At 69.2% G+C, this 19,741-nt stretch carries 20 protein-coding genes; 9 read left to right on the top strand and 11 right to left on the bottom strand.

Annotated elements, in window-relative coordinates:
- The 6 genes from RNB18_RS42770 to RNB18_RS42745 all read right to left on the bottom strand — a co-directional run bounded on the left by RNB18_RS42770 (position 1) and on the right by RNB18_RS42745 (position 4,476).
- Positions 1–738 (bottom strand): TerD family protein, encoded by a 738-nt coding sequence (locus RNB18_RS42770; RefSeq protein ID WP_062042516.1) that lies wholly within the window; start codon positions 736–738, stop codon positions 1–3.
- A gap of 89 nt (positions 739–827) precedes the next feature.
- Complete coding sequence (locus tag RNB18_RS42765) at positions 828–1,976, bottom strand: DUF475 domain-containing protein (protein ID WP_311719528.1); 1,149 nt, start codon at positions 1,974–1,976, stop codon at positions 828–830.
- Between the two features lie 125 nt (positions 1,977–2,101).
- On the bottom strand, positions 2,102–2,677 hold the full coding sequence (locus RNB18_RS42760) for a TerD family protein (protein WP_266522743.1): 576 nt from the start codon (positions 2,675–2,677) through the stop codon (positions 2,102–2,104).
- A 126-nt stretch (positions 2,678–2,803) separates the two neighbouring features.
- Positions 2,804–3,379 carry a TerD family protein gene (locus RNB18_RS42755; RefSeq protein WP_311719527.1) on the bottom strand — a complete coding sequence of 192 codons (576 nt, stop codon included), beginning with the start codon at positions 3,377–3,379 and terminating at the stop codon, positions 2,804–2,806.
- A 96-nt stretch (positions 3,380–3,475) separates the two neighbouring features.
- Complete coding sequence (locus RNB18_RS42750; RefSeq protein ID WP_057615270.1) at positions 3,476–3,934, bottom strand: peroxiredoxin; 459 nt, start codon at positions 3,932–3,934, stop codon at positions 3,476–3,478.
- Between the two features lie 110 nt (positions 3,935–4,044).
- On the bottom strand, positions 4,045–4,476 hold the full coding sequence (locus RNB18_RS42745) for a DUF3052 domain-containing protein (protein ID WP_311719525.1): 432 nt from the start codon (positions 4,474–4,476) through the stop codon (positions 4,045–4,047).
- A 343-nt stretch (positions 4,477–4,819) separates the two neighbouring features.
- Between RNB18_RS42745 and aceE the strand changes: the two genes are divergently transcribed.
- Positions 4,820–7,552 (top strand): pyruvate dehydrogenase (acetyl-transferring), homodimeric type, encoded by a 2,733-nt coding sequence (gene aceE / locus RNB18_RS42740; protein WP_311719524.1) that lies wholly within the window; start codon positions 4,820–4,822, stop codon positions 7,550–7,552.
- 80 nt (positions 7,553–7,632) lie between these two features.
- Positions 7,633–8,370 carry a potassium channel family protein gene (locus RNB18_RS42735; RefSeq protein WP_311719523.1) on the top strand — a complete coding sequence of 246 codons (738 nt, stop codon included), beginning with the start codon at positions 7,633–7,635 and terminating at the stop codon, positions 8,368–8,370.
- A gap of 445 nt (positions 8,371–8,815) precedes the next feature.
- Here the strand turns inward: RNB18_RS42735 and RNB18_RS42730 are convergent, their stop codons facing one another.
- Entirely contained in the window at positions 8,816–9,127 is a 312-nt protein-coding gene (locus tag RNB18_RS42730) for a hypothetical protein (RefSeq protein WP_057615275.1), read from the bottom strand.
- 261 nt (positions 9,128–9,388) lie between these two features.
- A complete protein-coding gene (locus RNB18_RS42725) occupies positions 9,389–11,005 on the bottom strand; it encodes an MFS transporter (protein WP_311719522.1) in 1,617 nt (538 codons plus the stop codon).
- Between the two features lie 66 nt (positions 11,006–11,071).
- On the opposite strand from RNB18_RS42725, the gene RNB18_RS42720 reads away from it, so the two are divergent.
- Genes RNB18_RS42720 through RNB18_RS42710 form a run of 3 tightly spaced genes read left to right on the top strand, consistent with a single transcriptional unit; the run spans position 11,072 to position 13,895 of the window.
- Complete coding sequence (locus RNB18_RS42720) at positions 11,072–11,707, top strand: TetR family transcriptional regulator (RefSeq protein ID WP_311719521.1); 636 nt, start codon at positions 11,072–11,074, stop codon at positions 11,705–11,707.
- A 54-nt stretch (positions 11,708–11,761) separates the two neighbouring features.
- Positions 11,762–12,979, top strand: coding sequence for an alpha/beta hydrolase (locus tag RNB18_RS42715; RefSeq protein WP_311719520.1), 1,218 nt, complete (start codon positions 11,762–11,764; stop codon positions 12,977–12,979).
- Between the two features lie 58 nt (positions 12,980–13,037).
- Positions 13,038–13,895: a DUF4429 domain-containing protein gene (locus tag RNB18_RS42710; RefSeq protein WP_311719605.1), complete on the top strand. Its 858-nt coding sequence runs from the start codon at positions 13,038–13,040 to the stop codon at positions 13,893–13,895.
- A gap of 1 nt (position 13,896) precedes the next feature.
- On the opposite strand, the gene RNB18_RS42705 is transcribed toward RNB18_RS42710, so the two are convergent.
- Positions 13,897–14,913: an aldo/keto reductase gene (locus RNB18_RS42705; RefSeq protein ID WP_311719519.1), complete on the bottom strand. Its 1,017-nt coding sequence runs from the start codon at positions 14,911–14,913 to the stop codon at positions 13,897–13,899.
- Positions 14,910–15,374: a MerR family transcriptional regulator gene (locus RNB18_RS42700; protein WP_069759259.1), complete on the bottom strand. Its 465-nt coding sequence runs from the start codon at positions 15,372–15,374 to the stop codon at positions 14,910–14,912. The genes RNB18_RS42705 and RNB18_RS42700 overlap by 4 nt, the downstream gene beginning before the upstream one ends.
- Positions 15,375–15,471: 97 nt before the next feature.
- On the opposite strand from RNB18_RS42700, the gene RNB18_RS42695 reads away from it, so the two are divergent.
- Both RNB18_RS42695 and RNB18_RS42690 read left to right on the top strand, forming a co-directional pair.
- Positions 15,472–15,942, top strand: a complete 471-nt coding sequence (locus RNB18_RS42695) for a GNAT family N-acetyltransferase (protein WP_311719518.1) — start codon at positions 15,472–15,474, stop codon at positions 15,940–15,942.
- Between the two features lie 19 nt (positions 15,943–15,961).
- The gene (locus RNB18_RS42690) at positions 15,962–16,777 is read left to right on the top strand and encodes a serine hydrolase domain-containing protein (protein WP_311719517.1); all 816 of its coding nucleotides are present in this window, start codon (positions 15,962–15,964) and stop codon (positions 16,775–16,777) included.
- Here RNB18_RS42690 and RNB18_RS42685 read toward each other — a convergent pair.
- Positions 16,774–17,427: a pirin family protein gene (locus RNB18_RS42685; RefSeq protein WP_311719516.1), complete on the bottom strand. Its 654-nt coding sequence runs from the start codon at positions 17,425–17,427 to the stop codon at positions 16,774–16,776. The two genes, RNB18_RS42690 and RNB18_RS42685, sit on opposite strands and share 4 nt — an antisense overlap.
- 80 nt (positions 17,428–17,507) lie before the next feature.
- Here RNB18_RS42685 and RNB18_RS42680 point away from each other — a divergent pair, with 80 nt between their 5' ends.
- Together RNB18_RS42680 and RNB18_RS42675 are read left to right on the top strand one after the other, a co-directional pair.
- A complete protein-coding gene (locus tag RNB18_RS42680) occupies positions 17,508–18,713 on the top strand; it encodes a PucR family transcriptional regulator (RefSeq protein WP_059205692.1) in 1,206 nt (401 codons plus the stop codon).
- Positions 18,714–18,802: 89 nt separating this feature from the next.
- Positions 18,803–19,726 carry an ACP S-malonyltransferase gene (locus tag RNB18_RS42675; protein WP_311719515.1) on the top strand — a complete coding sequence of 308 codons (924 nt, stop codon included), beginning with the start codon at positions 18,803–18,805 and terminating at the stop codon, positions 19,724–19,726.
- The last annotated feature ends 15 nt before the right edge of the window (positions 19,727–19,741 follow it).

Genomic DNA, 19,741 nt, shown 5'->3' with positions numbered 1-19,741 from the left:
TCACCGGTCCGCCTTCGCCTTGTAACCGCGCCCCCACTGGAGCCCCCACCCGTACAGCCGGTCCAGCTCGCCCTGGAACCCGTACACGAACTGCACCTCACGCCGCACGATGAGCTCGCCCTTGACGTTCTCGATCATCACGACCGCACAGGACCGGGCCTGCGGGTGCCGCTCGTCGAGGCCTATCTCGATCCGCGGCCCATTGCTCGGGTACAGCGTCACGATGGCGTGCGTCCGGTCGAACGCCGGCGTCTGGTCGTAGATGTACACGAAGACCAGCAGCCGCTTGATCTGGTCGCGGTGATCGAGGTTGACGTACATCGTCTCGCCGGACGCCGACCCGAACCGGTCGTCCCCGCTGAGCTTCACATACGGCGGTGCGTTGACGTCCCCCAGCAGCCCGCCGAGCGGCTGGACGACGCCCTTCGTGCCGTCGGCCAGCTCGTACAGGCACCCGAGATCGAGGTCGACGTTGACCATGCTCTGGCTGTGTCCGAGGACCTCCGGCGGCTTGAGCGCCTTGAAGGGGTGCCGCAGCAGCGATTCCCGCTGTGAGCCCCCGATGTCGGAGGTCCGCATCCGCCAGGTCAGGTTGACGCGGAGGTTCCCGGTCGCCGCGCCCTGCTTGGTGAGGGAGACCCGGTTGTGCCGCTTGGTCAGTTCGATCGCGTTGCTGGCCGCGCTGCCCGAGTCGAAGTCGACCTCGCGGCCGCCCCGGAGTCCGTCCAAGAAGCCCATTCCCGCCCCCCATGTTCACTTTGGAGAAAACCGGCGGGGCGGCCGGAGGCCGGCCGCCCCGCTCAGAGCGTTCCTCACCAGGAAGGGTGTCACACCCCGGACGAGACCTCAGTCTTCTCGTCCGAGCCCTGGGCTTTTCCCTCGGCGGCCGCCAGTGCCCTGTTGCGGCGTACGGAGGACAGGAAGGACCAGCCGATCAGGAGGACACCGACGAGACCGGTGATGAGCTCGTGGATCTCGTACTGGATGGTGACCATGAGGATCACCGCGAGGGCGCCGATCGCGTAGTGGGCGCCGTGCTCCAGGTAGACGTAGTCGTCGAGGGTGCCCTGGCGGACCAGGTACACGGTCAGGGACCGGACGTACATCGCGCCGACGCCGAGGCCCAGCGCCATCAGGACGATGTCGTTGGTGATGGCGAACGCGCCGATCACGCCGTCGAAGGAGAAGGACGCGTCGAGAACCTCCAGGTAGAGGAACATGAAGAACGCGGCCTTGCCGGCCATCAGGACCGCCGACTTGGGCTTGCCCTCGCGCTCGGCCTGTTCCTCCTCCTCGTGCTCGCGTTCCTCGTCCTCTTCGAGCTTGTCCTCGAAGTAGCCGGAGAGGCCGCCGACGATCATGTAGGTGATCAGACCCGCGATACCGGAGATCAGGACCGTCTGCGCCTTGTCGACATGCGCGCCACCGTGCTGGTGGGCATTGGTCGCGAAGGTGAACGCGGTCACCAGCAGGACGACCAGCGCGATGCAGACCGACAGCATGTCGACCTTGCCGAGCTTGGCCAGCGGCCGCTCCAGCCAGGCCAGCCACTTGATGTCCCGGTCCTCGAAGATGAAGTCCAGGAAGATCATCAGCAGGAACATGCCACCGAACGCGGCGATCGCCGGGTGCGCGTCGGTCACCAGCTCCTGGTAGTGGTCCTTGTTGTTGAGGGCGAGGTCGACCGCCTCGATGGGCCCCAGCTTGGCGCTGATCGCGACGATCACGACGGGGAAGACCAGCCGCATGCCGAACACGGCGATCAGGACGCCGATCGTGAGGAAGATGCGCTGCCAGAAGGCGTTCATCTTCTTCAGGATTCCGGCGTTGACCACCGCGTTGTCGAACGACAGGGAGATCTCGAGGATGGAGAGGATCGCCACGACACCGAAGCCCTCCCACCCCCCGTAGAGAACCGCAGCGACCAAGCCGAGCGCGGTGACCGCGAACGACCAGCCGAAGGTTTTGAGAACCACTGGCTACCCAATCCGTACGTGTACGGGATTCCCCCGTGCCGCACTCGGCTTTACGAAACTTTGAAGCGAAGTGTAGTCGGGCGCCCTCGAAGCCCCACCCGGCCCCGGCTTTTGCTCATATCGCGTTATGAGACGTTGACTCCGAAGTCGAGAGCGATGCCCCTGAGGCCCGACGCGTACCCCTGCCCCACCGCCCTGAACTTCCACTCGCCCTGGTAGCGGTAGAGCTCGCCGAAGATCATCGCGGTCTCGGTGGAGGCGTCCTCGGAGAGGTCGTAACGGGCCAGTTCCTGGCCGTCGGCCTGGTTGACCACACGGATGAAGGCGTTGCTGACCTGGCCGAAGGTCTGGCCGCGGTTGTCGGCGTCATGGATCGACACCGGGAAGACGATCTTGTCGCACCGCTCCGGCACCTTGGAGAGGTCGACCAGGATCGACTCGTCGTCGCCCTCGCCCTCACCGGTGAGGTTGTCGCCGGTGTGCTCGACCGAGCCGTCCGGGCTCTTGAGCTGGTTGTAGAAGACGAAGTATTCGTCACCCAGGACCCGCCCGCTGCTGCACATCAGGGCGCTGGCGTCGAGGTCGAAGTCGGCTCCGGTGGTGGAGCGCGCGTCCCAGCCGAGTCCGACCATCACCTGGGTGAGGTTGGGGGCGGCCTTGGACAGGGAGACGTTCCCTCCCTTGGCGAGCGTGACGCCCATGTGCTGTTCCCTCCCCGAGAGTGTGCTTCTGTGCTTGTCCTGCACGTTCGGCGCCGCACGCAAACGGTGCGGCGCCGGACGAAGAGAGCCGGGGCCGGTCCGAGGGCCTGCCCATGGGACAGGTGGCTAGACGTTGACGCCGAAGTCCTGGGCGATCCCGCGCAGGCCCGAGGCGTAGCCCTGGCCGATGGCGCGGAACTTCCACTCGGCGCCGTTGCGGTAGAGCTCACCGAAGACCATGGCGGTCTCGGTGGACGCGTCCTCGGAGAGGTCGTAACGGGCGATCTCGGCGCCACCGGCCTGGTTGACGACGCGGATGAACGCGTTGCGCACCTGGCCGAAGGACTGCTGACGGGTCTCGGCGTCGTAGATCGAGACCGGGAAGGTGATCTTGTCGACGTCGGCCGGGACCGCGGCGAGGTTGACCTTGATCTGCTCGTCGTCGCCCTCGCCCTCACCGGTGAGGTTGTCACCGGTGTGCTCGACCGAGCCGTCCGCGCTCTTGAGGTTGTTGAAGAAGACGAAGTTGGCGTCGCTGGCCACCTTGCCTGCCGGGTTCAGCAGCAGTGCGCTGGCGTCCAGGTCGAAGTCGGTGCCGGTCGTGGTGCGGACGTCCCACCCCAGACCGACGATGACCGCGGTCAGGCCCGGGGCCTCCTTGGTCAGCGATACGTTGCCGCCCTTGCTGAGGCTGACTCCCACGAGTCCTCCATAGGTTTGCTGGTTGAGATGCTGCCGGATCAACGATTCGATCCTAGTGACGGGTTCCCGGACCACGCAGTCCCTGGAGGCGAACAATCACAGGGTGTCGAGCGCCTTCACGTACTCGTTCAGGTCACGGGCGTCCGGCAGGGCATTGACGACGGTCCAGCGGACCACACCCTCCTTGTCGATGACGAAGGTGCCGCGCACCGCGCAGCCCTTGTCCTCGGCGAAGACGCCGTAGGCGCGGGAAACCTCGCCGTGCGGCCAGAAGTCGCTCAGCAGCGGGTACTCCAGGCCCTCCTGCTCGGCGAAGACGCGCAGGGTGTGGATGGAGTCGTTGGAGACGGCGAGCAGCTGGGTGTCGCGGTCGGAGAACTGCGGCAGGTTGTCACGCAGCTCGCACAGCTCACCGGTGCACACGCCGGTGAAGGCGAAGGGGTAGAAGAGCAGCACGACGTTCTTGCTGCCGCGGAAGTCGGACAGCTTCACGGCCCGGCCGTGGTTGTCCTTGAGCTCGAAGTCGGGGGCCTTTTCGCCGACCTGGATCGCCATCGCGTGGATGTCCCTTCGGGGGGCTGTTCGAGTGACGCAACCACCCTACGCAGCGATCACCACGGGTATGCGGACGGGCCGGTCGCGCCGGCCCGTCCGGTCCCACAGGGCTACTTCTTGGACTTGGCCGCCTTGGGCGTCACCAGCCGGCTGCCGCTCCAGTCCTTGCCCACACTGACGCTCTTGGAGGCGGACAGGCCTGCCGTCGTCGCGGCTTCGGAGACGTCGCTCGGCTCCACGTAGCCGTCCCGGCCGGTCTTCGGCGTCAGCAGCAGGATCGAGCCGCCCTCCTCGATGTACGTGGTGGCGTCCACCAGCACATCGGTCAGGTCGCCGTCCTCGTCACGGAACCAGAGCACCACGGCATCGGCGACGTCGTCGTAATCCTCGTCCACAAGGTCGCTGCCGATGACTTGCTCGATGGCCTCGCGGAGTTCCTGGTCTACGTCGTCGTCGTAGCCGATCTCCTGGACCACCTGCTCGGGCTGGAACCCCAGCCTCACGGCAGGGCTCGTCTCCGCGTGGTCCGCGGTCGCGCTCACGGGTTGCCTCCTGATCATGTCTTGATGATTGTCTCAGCCACGCGCGTGCGCGAAGCATTGGCCGTAGTCCACACGGGCGGGACGGATCGCGCAAGTACCCGGCGTTTCAGACCGCCGAAACGGTGACGTTCCGGAACGTGTCGACGCAACTCCAGGCACATCATCGCGGTCGCGTCGTGACGCATGCCACACCTTTCTGCCCTCTTTGCGTGTTTGGGAACCATACCCGGGCGTGGAGCCCCGGGTTACCACGGAGTAGAGATGACGTTTGGCCCCCCGAGGTACACGATGGGGAGCGGTGCAGACGTACAGAATTACGGCCCTCTGACAGGTAAGGAACAGCGTGGCTTCCGGATCCGATCGCAACCCGATCATCATTGGCGGCCTTCCGAGTCAGGTTCCTGACTTCGATCCCGAGGAAACCCAGGAGTGGCTCGACTCCCTCGACGCCGCCGTGGACGAGCGCGGCCGGGAGCGGGCCCGCTATCTGATGCTGCGGCTCATCGAGCGGGCCCGCGAGAAGCGCGTGGCCGTGCCGGAGATGCGCAGCACGGACTACGTCAACACGATCCCCACCAGGGCGGAGCCGTTCTTCCCGGGCAACGAGGAGATCGAGCGGAAGATCCTGAACGCCACCCGGTGGAACGCGGCCGTGATGGTCTCGCGTGCCCAGCGTCCCGGGATCGGCGTCGGCGGCCACATCGCCACCTTCGCCTCCTCCGCGTCCCTCTACGACGTCGGCTTCAACCACTTCTTCCGCGGCAAGGACGAGGGCGACGGCGGCGACCAGGTCTTCTTCCAGGGCCACGCGTCCCCGGGCATCTACGCGCGCGCGTTCCTGCTGGACCGGCTCAGCGAGGACAACCTCGACGGGTTCCGCCAGGAGAAGTCGAAGGCCCCGCACGGACTGTCCTCGTACCCGCACCCGCGGCTGATGCCGGACTTCTGGGAGTTCCCGACCGTGTCGATGGGTCTCGGCCCGATCGGCGCGATCTACCAGGCGCGGATGAACCGTTACATGCACGCGCGCGAGATCGCCGACACCTCCAAGTCCCATGTGTGGGCGTTCCTCGGCGACGGCGAGATGGACGAGCCGGAGTCGCTCGGCCAGCTGACCATCGCCGCGCGCGAGGGCCTGGACAACCTGACCTTCGTCGTCAACTGCAACCTGCAGCGCCTCGACGGCCCGGTGCGCGGCAACGGCAAGGTCATCCAGGAGCTGGAGTCGGTCTTCCGGGGCGCCGGCTGGAACGTGATCAAGCTGATCTGGGACCGCACCTGGGACCCGCTGCTCGCGCAGGACCGCGACGGCATCCTCGTCAACCGGATGAACACCACCCCGGACGGCCAGTTCCAGACCTACGCCACCGAGTCCGGCGCCTACATCCGCGATCACTTCTTCGGCGACGACCAGCGCCTGCGCGCGATGGTCGAGGGCATGACCGACGACCAGATCCTGCACCTGGGCCGCGGCGGTCACGACCACAAGAAGATCTACGCGGCGTTCAAGGCGGCCGTGGAGCACAAGGGCCAGCCGACGGTCATCCTCGCCAAGACCGTCAAGGGCTGGACGCTGGGACCCAACTTCGAGGGCCGCAACGCCACGCACCAGATGAAGAAGCTGACGGTCGACGACCTCAAGGGCTTCCGCGACCGGCTGCACCTGCCGATCTCCGACAAGGAGCTGGAGTCGGGCGCGCCGCCCTACTACCACCCGGGCCGGAACTCGGAGGAGATCCAGTACATGCACGACCGCCGCCTGGGTCTCGGCGGTTACGTCCCCACGCGTGTCGTGCGCTCCAAGCCGCTCACGCTGCCGGACGACAAGACGTACGCGACCGTGAAGAAGGGCTCGGGTCAGCAGTCGATCGCCACGACCATGGCGTTCGTACGACTGCTCAAGGACCTCATGCGGGAAAAGGAGCTCGGCAAGCGGTTCGTGCTGATCGCGCCGGACGAGTACCGCACCTTCGGCATGGACTCATTCTTCCCGAGTGCGAAGATCTACAACCCGCTCGGGCAGCAGTACGAGTCGGTCGACCGGGAACTGCTGCTCGCGTACAAGGAGTCGCCGACCGGGCAGATGCTGCACGACGGCATCTCCGAGGCGGGCTGCACGGCGTCGCTGATCGCGGCGGGTTCGGCGTACGCCACGCACGGCGAGCCGCTGATCCCGGTGTACGTCTTCTACTCGATGTTCGGTTTCCAGCGCACCGGCGACCAGTTCTGGCAGATGTCGGACCAGCTGGCGCGCGGTTTCGTGCTGGGTGCGACCGCGGGCCGTACGACTCTGACCGGTGAGGGGCTGCAGCACGCGGACGGGCACTCGCAGCTGCTCGCCTCGACCAACCCGGGCTGTGTGGCGTACGACCCGGCGTTCGGGTTCGAGATCGCGCACATCGTGCAGGACGGTCTGCGCCGGATGTACGGCCCGGACAGCGAGGACGTCTTCTACTACCTCACCGTCTACAACGAGCCCATCCGGCACCCGGCCGAGCCTGCGAACGTGGACGCCGAGGGCATCATCAAGGGCATCTACCGGTTCTCCGAGGGCACGTCGGGGTCGATCCCGGCGCAGATCATGGCGTCCGGTGTGGCCGTGCCGTGGGCGGTCGAGGCGCAGAAGCTCCTCGCCGAGGACTGGAACGTCAAGGCGGACGTCTGGTCGGCGACCTCCTGGAACGAACTGCGGCGCGAGGCCGTGGCCTGCGAGGAGCACAACCTGCTGCACCCCGAGGAGGAGCAGCGGGTGCCGTACGTGACGCGGAAGCTGGCCGGGGCGCAGGGGCCGTTCGTGGCGGTGTCCGACTGGATGCGCGCGGTTCCCGACCAGATCGCGCGGTGGGTGCCGGGCACGTATCAGTCGCTGGGAGCGGACGGGTTCGGCTTCGCGGACACCCGGGGTGCGGCGCGGCGGTTCTTCCACATCGACGCCCAGTCGATCGTGGTGGGTGTGCTGACGGAGCTGGCGCGGGAGGGCAAGGTGGACCGTTCGGTGCTGAAGCAGGCGATCGACCGGTACCAGCTGCTGGACGTCTCGGCGGCGGACCCGGGGGCCGCGGGCGGCGACGCGTAGCCGCTGCGCTCGGCCGGAACGAGTGAAGGGCGGTGGGGCTGTGGCCCCACCGCCCTTCACCGTTTCCCTACGATGCGGTCATGAAGGAACAGTCGGCGCAGGTCCGTTGGGAACAGCACACCCAGCGGCCCCTTCTGGCGCTCGCGGTGCTGTTCGCCGTCGCCTATGCCGTGCCGATCGTGGACACCTCGGCGGGACGGTCGTTGACGGCGGTGTGCACGGTGGTCGAGTGGGTGGTGTGGGGGGTCTTCGCCGTCGACTACCTCGTGCGGCTGTCGCTCGCGCGGGACCGGCGCGGGTTCGTACGGCAGCACTGGATGGACCTGTGTGCCGTGGTGCTGCCGCTCATACAGCCGCTGCGGCTGCTGCGCCTGGTCTCCACCCTGCTGCTGGTGGGGCAGCGGGCGCGGATGGCCTCGCAGATCCGGGTGACGACGTATGTGGCCGGGGCGGTCGTGGGACTGCTGATGTTCGGGTCGCTGGCGGTGCTCTCGGTGGAACGGGACGCGCCGAACGGGAACATCCGCACGTTGGGTGACGCGGTGTGGTGGTCCTTCACGACCATGACGACCGTGGGCTACGGCGACCACGCCCCGACCACCGGACTGGGCCGGATGGTCGCGGTCGGGCTGATGCTCTCCGGGATCGCCCTGCTGGGTGTGGTGACCGCGAACATCGCCGCCTGGTTCATCGAGCGGTTCGAGAAGGACGACGTGGAGGAACGCCGGCAGACGGAGGCGATCCAGGCCCTGACGGAGGAAGTACGGGAACTGCGCGCGGAGGTCGCGGCCCTGCGCAAGACGTCCGTCGGCGGCTGACGGAGGCTCTGGCCCGTAGACGCGGTGGGCGCCGGGTTGGCACCATGCGCAGACCGGCACGCTCCGGGGACACCCCGGCGGGGATGCCCCGCCCCCACGGCCGCGGGCCGCCGCCCCCCACAACGGAACCGCGCGAGACCGCCCGAACGCGCGACATCGCCCCGGCGGGCTGCCCCGCCGGGGCGATGTCGCGCGTCCGCACGCGGGTTTGCGGGGTCGGCCTGGACGAGCACGCAGACCTGGGCCGCCACCACGGCCGCGGACTATCCCCGCCGACCACAAAAACGCACGAGACCACCCGAGCGCCGGACATCGCCCCCGCGGACCCCGGCGATGAATCCCGGCGCCGCGCCTGAGGCCGCGGACCTTCGCGAGACTTTCGTCGGCAGAGCGAGAGCGGGCCCCCGGTCGTCCCACCGGGGGCCCTTCCCTCACGCGCCCCGGGTCAGAACAACCCGCTGCCCGGGGTGGCCGCTCCGACGAGCCAGATGATCGCCAGGAGCGTGTCGATGGCGCCCAGAACGAAGGCGACCAGAGCAGGCCAGGCACGGTTGCCGCCCGACCAGGTGCGGCCCATGGCGAGCCAGCCGCAGACGATCGCCACGGGGCCGAGGATGATCCCCAGCACGAAGAATCCCGCGATCGCGCAGATGACTCCGATGATTCCGAGCGTCGCGCGATCCGGCCCGGTCCGTGACCATGTCCGGCCACGTGATCGGGGGTACCTGCGCGTTCCGTGTCCGAAGCCCGCCATCATCAACTCCCTGACACCCTTGATTGGTTGGGTTCGTCTCGGGTTCAACGATGCGAGTACCCCCGACACAGCCGTTAATCCTCCGGCCTTGCGGCGCGCCGCCCCCCTCCGGCAGCGCGCCGCAGCGCCGTCCGTCCTCCCATGCCGTGCGGAGGACTTGACCCACTGTGACCTGCGGCGCGTACCGAGGGCGAGAAATCTTTAGCCTCTTCACCCTGATAGGCGAAGAAAGCTGAAATCCCGTCAGGTGCCGGACACCAGGTGTCAGATGTGGCCCACGCCCCCGCCCGCCTCCGCGTTCTCACCGCGCTTGGTGAGCAGGGCGACGAACACCGCCACCACCGCGACCCCGGCGGCGACCAGGGACGCCAGGCTCATGCCGGAGATGAAGGTGTCGTGGGCGACGTCGGTGATCTTCGCGACGATCGCCTCCGGGGTCCCCTTGGCGACCGGGGCCACGCCCACCTGGACGGCCTCGGACGCCTGGTCCAGCTGGGTCGGCGGGAGCGCCGGCAGACCCGCGTCCTTCCAGTTGGCCGCGAGGTCGCCGTCCACCTTGGAGGCCATCACGGCGCCGAGGACGGCCGTACCGAGGCTGCCGCCGATCTGCATCGCGGCCTGCTGGAGACCGCCGGCCACACCGGAGAGCTCCATCGGCGCGTTGCCCACGATGACCTCGGTGGCGCCCACCATGACGGGTGCGAGACCGAGACCCAGCAGGGCGAACCAGAGCGACATCACGGCGCTGCCGGTGTCCGTCTCCAGCGTGGACATCCCGAACATGGCGATCGCGACGGAGGCCATGCCGCCGGCCAGGGGCACCCGCGGGCCGAGCTTGGTGATCATGGCGCCCGCGAGCGGGGAGCCCACGATCATCATCCCAGTGAGCGGGAGCAGATGGAGACCGGCGTCGATCGGACTCATACCGTGCACGTTCTGCAGATAGAAGGTCACGAAGAACAGGCCGCCCATGAACGCGATCGCCATCAGGACCATGAGGACCACGCCCGCCGACAGCGCCATCGAGCGGAACAGCGCGAGCGGGATCAGCGGCTCCTTGACCTTCGTCTCCCAGACGGCGAACAGGACGAACCCCACGAGGGACACGGCGATGAAGGTCCAGGTCAGTCCGTCGCCCCAGCCCCAGGTCGGGGCCTTGATGAGCGCCCACACCAGGCAGAACATCGCGGCGGACAGCAGGGCTATGCCCAGGATGTCGAAGGAGCGCGGGGCGTTCTCGGCGCGGTGGTCGAGCAGGATCAGCACACCGAGGACAAGGGCGAGGACGCCCACCGGCACATTGATGAAGAACACCGACTGCCAGTTGACGTGCTCGACGAGGACACCGCCGAGGATCGGGCCGCCGGCGGTGGAGGCGCCGATGACCATGCCCCAGATACCGATGGCCATGTTGAGCTTCTCGGCCGGGAAGGTGGCCCGCAGCAGACCGAGCGCGGCCGGCATCAGCAGGGCGCCGAACAGTCCCTGGCAGACGCGGAAAATGACGACCGCGCCGATGCTGCTGGACAGTCCGATCGCACCCGAGGCGGCGGCGAAGCCGACGACACCGATCAGGAAGGTCTGGCGGTGGCCGAAGCGGTCACCGAGCTTGCCCGCGGTGATCAGGGCGACCGCCAGCGCGAGGAAGTAGCCGTTGGTGATCCACTGGACGTCCGCGAAGCTCGCCTTGAGGTCGGCCTGGATGGCCGGGTTGGCGATGGCCACGATGGTGCCGTCGAGGGCCACCATCATGACCCCGACGGCCACGGTCAGCAGGGTGAGCCAAGGGTGGCCGCGCAGCCCCGTGGCGGGCGGCTGATCCGACGAGGCTGATGACGCCCTGTCCCCCGGCCCCGTCGTGTCGATCGTCTGACTAGTCATGCGATCGAGGCTAATGACAGCCACTGACAATTGACAAACCAATTCACAAGTCGGTAACTGACACCAATGGAAACACTCCGCGAACGCAAGAAGCAGCGCACCCGAGAGGCACTGCTGCGGGTCGCCATCGAGCTCTTCACCACCGAGGGCTACGAGCGGACGACCGTCGACGACATCGCCGACGCCGTCGGGGTCTCGCAGCGCACCTTCTTCCGGTACTTCGCCGGCAAGGAGGACGCGGCGCTGGCTCTCGACGAGATGACGGTGACGCGCTTCGTCGAGGCCGTACGCGCGCGTCCGTCGCACGAACCCCCGCTGGAGGCGCTGCGCCAGGCCGTACTGGAGAGCTGGGACACCCTGCACGAGGTCGTCGAGTCGGTCGTGCCGGTGGAGCGGTTCCTGGCGATGTACCGGGTGATCGAGTCGACACCCGTCCTGCTCGCCGCCCATCTGCGGCGCTCGGCGGAGGTCGAGGAGGTGCTCACGCGCGTGCTCGCCGAGCGCGAGGGCCTCGACGCGGCCACCGACCCGCGACCGAGGCTGCTGGTGGCCGTCTTCAGCGGTGTGATGCGGGTGACGGAACGGCAGTGGCTGACCGACGGGGAGTTCAGCCTGGAGGCCATGCGCGAGTTGACGGTCTCGCACCTGGAACTGCTCGGTCCCGCACTGACCGGCAAGTGGTTCCCTTACACCAAAACGTGATCCCCGTCACTTGATTAACCCGAGACCGTCCCGTTCTCCTAGTGTGTCCTTTCAGTGACTTCCTTCGACACCTCCCCGCAACTCAACGTCTGGCGCGCACTGCTCGCGCTGGCCGTGGTGTTCGTGATGCTGGCGACCACCGGCTGGACCGCGCTGCGCAACCAGAGGGAGGCCACTCCCCTCCAGGCCTCGCTCGAGTCCTGGGCGCACGGCCGCCTGCACGGACACCCGCTGCCCGACCCGGACGCCGCCCCCGCCCAGCTCACGCGCTTCTTCGCCTCGCTCACCTCCCAGGAGCGGGTCCGCCTCGCCCAGCGCTACCCGCTCGCGGTCGGCAACATGAACGGCGCCCCGGTCAAGCTGCGCTACCAGGCCAACCGCCTCGCGCTCCTGCGGGCCCGTGCCGTCGAGCGCACCCGCATGCACGACACCCGGCTCACGCCGTCGGGTCAGCAGGAGGCGGGCCGTCGTATGCACCGCTTCGAGTCGCTGACGGCCCCGGAGCGCCACATCCTCGCCTTCGACCCCGACGGCTCCGGCCGGGTCGCCGAGGTCTTCGGCGATCTCGGCACGGCGGAGCGGATCTCCCTCGTCGTGCCCGGCGTCGACACCGACCTGCTCACCTTCCAGCGCACCAGCCGCAGTTACTCCGCGCCGGTCGGCATGGCCAAGGCCCTCTACCAGGCCGAACGTGCGGCGAGCCCTGCCACGCGTACGGCGGTGATCGCCTGGGCCGACTACACGGCACCCGCCGGACTCGGCATCGACTCGGCTACCGCGATGCGCGCCGAGACCGGCGCTGTCCGGCTGAACGCGCTGGTGCGCGCACTTCCCGGCGCCTCGCCGGTCTCCCTGTTCTGCCACAGCTACGGCTCCGTGGTGTGCGGGGTGGCCGCGCACACGCTGCCCGACCGGGTGGCCGACATCGCGGTGGCCGGCAGCCCCGGGATGCGGGTCGCCAACGCCTCCCATCTGCGCACCACCGCCCATGTGTGGGCGATGCGGGACGCCGACGACTGGATCCAGGACGTGCCGTACATGGAGGTCGGCGGACTCGGCCACGGCGCCGACCCGGTCTCCTCCGCGTTCGGCGCGCGCGTGCTGTCCGCGCGGGGTGCGGACGGTCACGCCGGTTACTTCGAGCCCGGAACGGAGAGCCTGCTCAACTTCGCCGAGATCGGCACTGGCGCATACAGCTCGGTGCAGTGCGCCCACGAGGATGAAGCCTGCCGCGCCGGTTTGTCCGGCACGGCCACGGCCGGACGCGCGTAGAGACTGCAGGAACTGCGGTCTGCGCGAGGAGGGGACGAAGGAGCTCGTGCCGAATACGATGACCCGCATGGGTGACGTACTGGCCGGATTTCATGCCGCCTGGGAGTTCGAGTCCGACTCCGTGCTCATCCGCTACGAACGGGGGATTCGAACACCGAAGCTCTTCCAGGCGCTGGGAGAGCGGCGGATCCCCCTGGAGGCGATCTCCGGGGTGACGCTGACTCCCGGCAAACGGGGCACGGTGGTGTTGCACGCCGAGCCGCGACCGGGGGCGGATCCACTCATGGAGGCGGCGGCGGGGCAGCTGAAGGAAGGGTGCGATCCGTACCGGCTGGTGCTGCCGGGCGACAAGGAGACGCTCGCCGAGTACTACGCGGACGAGTTGCGCACACTCCTGAAAGAGGACGACGAGCCGGCCGAACGATTCCTGGTGCCGGCGCCCGAGGTGCCGTTGCAGTTCAAGGCGTACGACGGGAAGGCGTCCTTCGACGGCCGTACCGTGCGCTTCCGGTGGTTCTGGACGGGAGCGTCCTCGGCGAAGTGGAAGGCCGGCGACCAGAGTTTCCCGGTGTCCGAGCTGACCGGGGTGGAGTGGCGGTCGCCGGAGGTCTTCGAGGGGCATCTGCGGCTGCTGCGCGGGGAGCCGGGGCCGGTGCAGGCGGATCAGGATCCGGCGGCGGTGGTGTTCGGACTGGGGTACGGGCCGGTCCATGAGTCGCTGCCGTTCGCGGCGGCGGTCCTGTCGGCCGTACGCCAACGAGGGCCCGCGGCGGTGATCCCGGCCGCGACCGCGCCGCGCCGGGACCCCGCCGACATCGCCGAGCGCATCCGCCACCTCGGAGAACTGCACCAGGCGGGCCTGGTCACCGACGAGGAGTTCTCCGTGAAGAAGGCGGAGTTGCTGGCGGAGCTCTAGCTCACTCCCGGCCCGCGGACGAGAACCGCATGTCCGCGTACCGGTCCCCGGCCACCTGTGCCGCGATCGGCTCCAGGAGCTCCAGCTCCTCCTTGGTGAGCTCGATGGTCGTCGCCGCCGCGTTCTCCTCCACCCTGCCGGGCTTGCGGGTGCCCGGGATCGGGATCACCGGGAGGTCGTGCACCGTCGCCTGTTGCTGGACCCAGGCCAGGGCGATCTGGCCCAGGGAGACGCCGTGGGCCTCGGCGACCGTACGGATCGGCTCCAGCAGGGCCGCGTTCGCCGCCGCGTTCTCGCCCGTGAAGCGGGGCTGCTGGCGGCGGAAGTCGTCGGCGGTGAGGTCCGTGTCGGCGTTGGTGAAGGACCCGGTGAGGAAGCCACGCCCGAGCGGTGAGTACGGCACGAGCGCCACGCCCAGGTCGCGGGCCGCCGGGACCACCTTGGCCTCGATGTCACGGCTGAACAGGGACCACTCCGACTGCACGGCGGCGATGGGGTGCACCGCCTGCGCCGCACGCAGCTCCGCGGCGGTGACCTCGCTCAGGCCCAGGTGCTTGACCTTGCCCTCGCGCACCAACTCGGCCATGGTGCCGACGGACTCCACGATCGGCACATGCAGATCGCGCCGGTGCATGTAGTAGAGGTCGATCGCGTCGACGTCGAGGCGCTTCAGGCTCGCCTCGACGGCCTGGCGGATGTACGGCGGGTCGTTGCGGATGATCCGCCGGGTCGGGTCGTCCGGCGGGATCGACAGGGCGAACTTGGTGGCGATCACGACCTCGTCGCGGTGGGCCTTGAAGAACGGGGACAGGAACTTCTCGTTCTCCCCGTTGCCGTAGGCGTCCGCCGTGTCGTAGAGCGTGATGCCGAGTTCCAGGGCCCGCTCCAGGGTGGCCCGGGACTCCTTCGCGTCCGTGGGGCCGTACGCGAAGCTCATGCCCATGCAGCCGAGTCCCTGGGCGCCGACCTCGGGACCGGTGTCGCCGAGCCGTGCGGTCGGGATCGTGCTGTCCGTCATCCTGCTTTCTCCGTTTCATAGGTGCGACCGGCGTCGGCGTAGAAGCTGATCTTCCGGTCGAGCACGGCGAGCGTGTCCTGGAGCTCCGCGATCCGGGACAGAACGTCCCGGCGGGTCGTCTCCAGGAGCTCGAACCGTTCGGTGAACGTGTGGTCGCCCTCCCGCACCAGTTCCGCGTACCGCACCATGTCGGCGACCGGCATGCCGGTGAGCCGGAGCTTGCCGACGAGGTCGAGCCAGTCGAGGTCGCGGTTGCTGTAGCGACGCTGGCCGGTGTGCGAGCGGTCGATGTGCGGCATCAGCCCGATGCGCTCGTACCAGCGCAGGGTGTGCGCGGTCAGGCCGGTGAAGGCGACGACCTCGCTGATCGTGTAGCTGTCCTGTCCCGCCGGACGCCGGTGGGGGTGCGGCGGAGCCGCGCAGCTGTCGGTCCTGGTACCTGTGGTCTCCATCACCGTCATGACCCCAACGCTATGGCCTTGGAGTGCACTCGAAGCAAGCGGAACCGGTAAGAAATCGGCAGGACGGCTCTCGGGTGCGATCGCTAACGTGCGGTGCATGAGTCTCGTACGCCGTGCCACGACCGAGGACGCCGAGGAAGTACTGCGGCTGCGCCAGGTGATGATCGACGCTCTGCCGGACGGGGACGGCTCCGCAGCATGGCACACGGAGGCGCTGCCGTCGCTGCGGGGGAAGCTGGCCGAGGCCGACGGGGACTTCGCGGCCTTCGTCGTCGACCACCCGGACCGGCCGGGGGCGCTGGCGGCGCTGGTGGTGGGGACGGTCGACTACCGGATCGGGAAGGCGGCCAATCCGCACGGCCTGGCCGGGTACGTCTTCAGCGTCGCCACCGACCCGGACGCGCGTCGACGCGGGTACGCGCGCGCCTGCATGGACGAACTGCTGGCATGGTTCCGCGAGCGGGGCGCCGGACAGGTCATGCTGACCGCGTCCCCGGAGGCCGAGCCGCTCTACGTCTCCCTCGGCTTCGTCCACAAGCCGGACCCCACGATGATTCTGAAGCTCTGAGCGGCTTAGGCTCGACGGCATGTCCTTGCAGAGCCTCGCGTTGATCGAAAACTGGCCGGTTCCCACCGCTGCGGCGGGGGTGGTGCGCGGCGACGGGACGGTCCTCGGGACCCATGGCCCGGTCGGCCGGCGCTTCCCGCTGGCCTCGGTCACCAAGCCGCTCGCCGCGTACGCCGTCCTCGTCGCGTACGAGGAGGGGGCGATCGAGCTCGACGAGCCGGCCGGGCCGAGCGGATCGACGGTGCGGCACCTGCTCGCGCACACCTCGGGTCTGGCCTTCGACGAGCACCGGGTGACGGCTGCTCCCGGGGAGCGGCGGCTGTACTCGAACGCGGGGTTCGAGCAGCTCGGCGACCATGTCGCCAAGGCGACGGACATTCCGTTCGCGGAGTATCTGCGGCAGGCGGTGCTGGAGCCGCTGGGCATGGCGTCCACGTCCCTGGAGGGCTCCCCCGCGAAGGACGGTGTGTCGACGGTCGAGGACCTTCTCCGGTTCGCTGCGGAGGTGCAGGCGCCACGGCTGCTGGACCCGCGCACGGTCGCGGAGGTGATGACGGTCCAGTACCCGGGCACCAAGGGCGTGCTCCCCGGCTACGGCCACCAGAACCCCAACGACTGGGGCCTCGGCTTCGAGATCCGCGACGGCAAGTCGCCCCACTGGACGGGCTCTTCGTCCTCGCCGCGCACCTTCGGGCACTTCGGCCAGTCCGGCACGTTCCTGTGGATCGACCCGGCCGCGGGGGCGGCCTGTGTGGCGCTGACGGACCGCGCGTTCGGACCGTGGGCGGTCGAGGCGTGGCCGGCGTTCACCGACGCCGTCCTGGCCGAGCTCTAGGACATCTCCCACACCAGCAGCTCGGCCGGGGTCGCCGCCACCACGTCCAGCTCCTTGGCGTCGGCGACCCGGGCCGCGTCGCCCGGCCCCAACTCCTCGCCGTCCAGCCGCACTTCGCCCCGCACGACATGGACGTACAGGTACCGCCCGTCCGGCACCGCGGTCCGCTCCCCCGCGGCCAGCCGCCGCACGTGGAGCATCGCGCCCGCCTCCGAAATGGCGTACGGCGTCGAGTCGGCGATCCCGCGGACGATCTCGTACGACGGCTCACCGCCCGGCTCCAGGGGCGCCAGCCAGGTCTGCACGAAGGTCAGCGAGGTCTCGGCGTCGTTGCGCTCGACGTGCCGGACGCCGGCCGCGGCGCTGAGCCGCTGGACGTCACCGGCCCGTACGACCGTCTCGTGCCCCGTCGAGTCCCGGTGCGTCAGCTCCCCCTCGACCACCCACGTCACGATCTCGGTGTGACTGTGCGGATGCTCGTCGAACCCGGCGCCGGGCACGAGCCGCTCCTCGTTGCAGGCGATCAGCGCGCCGAAGCGGAGGTTGTCGGGGTCGTAGTGCGGCCCGAACGAGAAGGCGTGCCACGACTCGATCCCGGCCCCGGGATCCCCGCCTGGGTAGCGCTCCGTCGCGCGCCGTACGTCCGTCACGTGACCACGGTAGTCCCCGGGTGTGCCGCAGTCGGTACCCGGCGGCGCGCGTCGACGTCCGGATAAGGCAGTCTTGTCCCGTGCCCGAACCCGAACACCGCAAGTCCGACCCCGACGCGCCCGGCGTCCACGCCCATGTCGCGACCCTGAAGCGGCTGGAGAAGTCGTCCGGGTCTCTCGCGCAGCAGGCCATCGCGCGCATGGACGAGACGCTGCCGTGGTACCGGGCCATGCCTCCGGAGAACCGTTCCTGGATCGGGCTGGTCGCCCAGGCCGGTATCGCCGCCTTCACCGAGTGGTTCCGGCATCCCGACGCCCCGCAGGCCATCTCCACCGACGTGTTCGGGACCGCTCCCCGTGAGCTGACCCGGGCCATCACGCTCCGGCAGACCGTGGAGATGGTCAGGACGACCATCGAGGTCATGGAGAGCGCGATCGACGAGGTCGCCGCACCCGGTGACGAGTCCGTGCTGCGTGAGGCCCTGCTCGTGTACGCCCGCGAGATCGCCTTCGCCACCGCCCAGGTCTACGCCCAGGCCGCCGAGGCACGCGGTGCCTGGGACGCCCGGCTGGAGTCGCTCGTCGTGAACGCCGTGCTCAGCGGTGAGGCCGACGAGGGGGCCGTGAGCAGGGCCGCCGCGCTGGGCTGGAACGCTCCCGAGCATGTGTGCGTCCTCCTCGGCACCGCTCCCGACGGTGACTCCGAGCTGACCGTCGAGGCCATCCGGCGGGCCGCCCGGCACGCCAAGCTCCAGGTGCTGACCGGGGTGCTCGGCTCCCGGCTGGTCGTCATCGCGGGCGGCAGCGACAACCCCCTCGCCGTGGCCAAGTCGCTGATCGGGCCCTATGCGGCCGGACCCGTGGTCGCGGGACCCGTCGTACCCGATCTGCTCGCCGCCACCCGGTCCGCGCAGGCCGCCGCCGCCGGGCTCAAAGCGTGTTCCGCCTGGCAGGACGCCCCGCGCCCGGTCCTGGCGGACGACCTGCTTCCGGAACGCGCGATGGCCGGGGATCCCGCTGCGCGCCAGCAGTTGGTGGAGGAGATCTACAGACCACTGGAGGAGGCCGGTTCCGCGCTCCTCGAGACGCTCTCCGTCTACCTCGAACAGGCGTCCAGTCTGGAGGGCGCGGCCCGGATGCTCTTCGTGCATCCCAACACCGTGCGCTACCGGCTTCGACGTGTGACTGACGTCACCGGTTGGTCGCCCTCCGATGTACGTTCGGCGTTCACCCTGCGGATCGCGCTCATCCTGGGGCGTCTGGCCGACGGAGATCCTCAGCCCTAGGCTTTTGTCGGGGGCCCACAAAACCCCTCCATGTTCTTCGTCCCTGTCCCCACGGGCGGCTTGGGCCGCCCTCAAGAGAGAGTGTGAGAGTGCTCGTACTCGTCGCTCCCGGCCAGGGCGCCCAGACGCCCGGCTTCCTGACCCCCTGGCTCGAACTCCCCGGTGCCGCGGACCGCGTCGCCGCGTGGTCCGAGGCAATCGGCCTGGACCTTGCCCACTACGGCACACAGGCCGACGCTGACGCCATCCGTGACACCGCGGTGGCCCAGCCGCTGCTGGTCGCGGCCGGGATCCTGTCCGCCTCGGCACTCGGTGCCATCACCGACATCGCCCCCGGCGCGGTCGCGGGGCACAGTGTCGGTGAGATCACCGCCGCCGCCTTCGCGGGCGTTCTGGACGACACCACCGCCCTCACCCTCGTACGCAAGCGGGGTCTGGCCATGGCCGACGCCGCCGCGATCACCGAGACCGGCATGTCGGCGCTGCTCGGCGGCGACCCCGAGGTCTCGGTCGCGCACCTGGAGAAGCTGGGTCTGACCCCGGCGAACGTCAACGGCGCGGGGCAGATCGTCGCCGCGGGCACGCTGGAGCAGCTCGCGGTCCTGAACGACGACAAGCCCGAGGGCGTCCGCAAGGTCGTCCCGCTCAAGGTCGCCGGCGCCTTCCACACGCACCACATGGCCCCCGCGGTCGACGCGCTCGCCAAGGCCGCCGCCGACCTGACGCCGGCCGATCCGACGGTCACCTACGTCTCCAACAAGGACGGCCAGGCCGTCGCCACCGGCGCCGAGGTGCTGGAGCGACTGGTCGGGCAGGTCGCCAACCCGGTGCGCTGGGACCTGTGCATGGAGACGTTCAAGCAGCTCGGCGCCACCGCGTTCATCGAGGTCTCCCCCGGCGGCACGCTGGTCGGCCTCGCCAAGCGCGCGCTGCCCGGCGTCAAGACGCTGGCACTGAAGACCCCCGAGGACCTCGACGCTGCTCGCGAGCTCATCGCCGAGCACGGTGCCTGAGAAGGAGCACGAGAG

The sequence above is a fragment of the Streptomyces doebereineriae genome, assembly GCF_031845645.1.
Classification (GTDB): Bacteria; Actinomycetota; Actinomycetes; order Streptomycetales; family Streptomycetaceae; genus Streptomyces; species Streptomyces canus.
The sequence above is the reverse complement of the archived record's forward strand: the minus strand, read 5'-3'. Positions and strand labels throughout refer to the sequence as shown.